The following is a 2,206-nucleotide window of genomic DNA, read 5'->3' on the forward strand; positions in this document are numbered from 1 at the left end:
TCCTCCACCTCATCCGCGACGTGTGGCCCGAGCGGCACCGGAAGCGGTATCCGGTGGGCCGACGGCCCAACTACAAGCTGCTCGCCGACTACATCCTCATCACGCTCGGCACCTCCGAGAGGACCGCGGAACCGATTGCAATCCGGTTCCAGGACGTGCGGTTCGAGGCGGTGGAACAACCGGATGGAAGCCTCACCATGGAGGCACTCGTCTGGGTCGGCGGGACGATGGTTCGCACCAAGTCCCGCGGCCTGTTCCGCCAAGACTCACCCAAAGCGGAGCGACAGAAGCGATGGGTTCGCGTGCCGAAGTTCGCGGCGAAGGTACTGAGCGAACTCGTGGCGAGCCACATTCCCGACCCCGAACGGAATCCAGACGACGTGCTGTTCACGTCTGAGCGCGGCCGTCCGCGCGACCCCAGCGCCGTCGGCGAGTTGCTCAGGATGTTCCGCCGCGAGTTCGAGCCGGAACTGCTGGCTATCGGGGTCGACGCCGAGCACCTCACCTTTCGCAGTCTCCGCAAGGCGGTCGCCGCCGCGGTATCGGACACGGCTGGCGTCGAGGTCGCACGCGACCTGCTCGGGCACAGCAGTACCGACATCACGGAAGGGCACTACGCGAAGCGTCCCGACCTCATCGTCGAGGTCGCGGCTGACGCGCTCGACGAGGCGTTCGCGGGCATCGACGCATGAACTGTAAGGATCAAGAAGGGGATGCCGTATGAACACCTGTATTGTCCAGAGTGTGCAGGCGGGGGTAGGATGGGGTCATGACCATGACGAGCTTGACGATCAACCCGGAGGATGTGCGCTCCAGCGCCGGGGCGCGCCCGGCTTGGTTGGAGCAGGTCGCCGCGTATGTGCAGCAGGCGGCAGCCGATGGGGAGACGGTGACGCTGACGGCGAAGCGCCGCATGATGACCCCCGAGCAGGTCGCCGACGCGATGGGCGTGTCTCGTCCCACCATCTCGCGGAAGATCAAGGCGGGGGAGATTCGCGCGGTCAAGGTCGGCAATCGCAATCGCATCCCCTACGAGGAGTTCGAGCGGTACTGGCGCAAGACGATGGGCGACCTCGTGGAGCTGACGCGCGATGAACTCCGTGACGACCTCTTCGGCGATCAGTGAGCTGACGCGCGTTCTCCTGGACGCGAACATCATCGCTAAGCCTGTCACTCGGACTCTGCTTGTCGTCGGCGGGGTGCCGAGCGGCTTCCGCGCCTTCTGGAGCCGGGCTGCCGAGCGGGAGGCCCAGGTGCACATGCGCGCGAGGGCGTTGCCGCCGTCGAGTGTCCGGGAGCGATTCGACGTCTTGCTCGGGCCGACCGGCACGGGTGCGGAACGCTTCGGAGGGACGAAGGGCGCGGATCGGCAGATCCTTGCCGATGCTGCGGCCGCGGGCGCGCGCTTCCTGGTCACCGAGGATGTGGACGATTATGGGCTGGACGATCTTGCTAGCGTCGGCATCTCGGCGGCGAACCCCGATCTGTTCCTCGCCGCGCGGCTCACCCGCGATGCCTACTCGACGGTGATCGACCTGTTCGTCGAGCGTCAGCTCAACCCGCCAACTACGCCCGCGCAATTCCACGCCGCCATCGCCAAGAACCACCCGCGCCTGTTCGCCGCACACGCGGACCTCTATGAGGTCGAGCCCGAGCAAGGCATCCACGGCGAACCGGAGGTGATCTTTCGCGGTGCGCGCTGCCTGCGTTGCGAGCAGATCATCGCCGACCCCGCCACGATCATCGACGGGCTCGGCCCGGAGTGTCGCTGAGCTACAGCCGCGGGGCGTTGTTCGGCGGCGCGGCCGGAGGCGTCGCGGGGACGAACGAGGTCGCGGGCTCACGCCCCGCGCCCTCCCGTGATCCGAGGTTCGGTTCGTATGCGCGGACGGTCTCGACTGTCAGCTCGACGCGCTCGGACTCTGACGCGGCGGGCTCAGGTGCCGGTTCGTCCTGCATCGCGGCGAGCTGGGACTCGACGCGGGCGAGGTCTTCCTCGGCGTCGGCGAGGGTCTGAGCGTGGCGGAAGGGCTGGCCGAGGCGCTGCTGGGTGTCGGCGACGGTCTGCTCTGCTTCTTCCAGGTCTTCGCGGGCCTGGTCGAGGAGGGAGGGGATGCCGCTGACGCGGTTCTCGATGCGCTGCACGAGTCCGAGCCCGGCGTCCAGGAACGACTCCTTCGGCATCGTGAACCCGGAGCGGGGCACC

4 protein-coding genes are annotated in these 2,206 nt (G+C 67.6%); 3 read left to right on the forward strand and 1 reads right to left on the reverse strand.

All coding sequences use genetic code 11. From position 1 onward, the window contains the following. The 3 genes from WBL06_RS02445 to WBL06_RS02455 all read left to right on the forward strand — a co-directional run. Nucleotides 1-692: tyrosine-type recombinase/integrase (locus WBL06_RS02445; RefSeq protein ID WP_424454389.1), on the forward strand; the 692-nt coding region annotated here is incomplete at its 5' end. A gap of 77 nt (nt 693-769) precedes the next feature. Then, complete coding sequence (locus WBL06_RS02450) at nt 770-1,126, forward strand: helix-turn-helix domain-containing protein (protein ID WP_100810625.1); 357 nt, start codon at nt 770-772, stop codon at nt 1,124-1,126. 73 nt (nt 1,127-1,199) lie between these two features. Then, nucleotides 1,200-1,772 (forward strand): hypothetical protein, encoded by a 573-nt coding sequence (locus WBL06_RS02455; protein ID WP_424454390.1) that lies wholly within the window; start codon nt 1,200-1,202, stop codon nt 1,770-1,772. A gap of 1 nt (nt 1,773) precedes the next feature. Here the strand turns inward: WBL06_RS02455 and WBL06_RS02460 are convergent. Further along, the coding region (locus WBL06_RS02460) for a hypothetical protein (protein WP_424454391.1) at nt 1,774-2,206 on the reverse strand (433 nt) is incomplete at its 5' end.

Source organism: Pseudolysinimonas sp. (assembly GCF_049651805.1).
Taxonomy (GTDB): domain Bacteria; phylum Actinomycetota; class Actinomycetes; order Actinomycetales; family Microbacteriaceae; genus Pseudolysinimonas_A.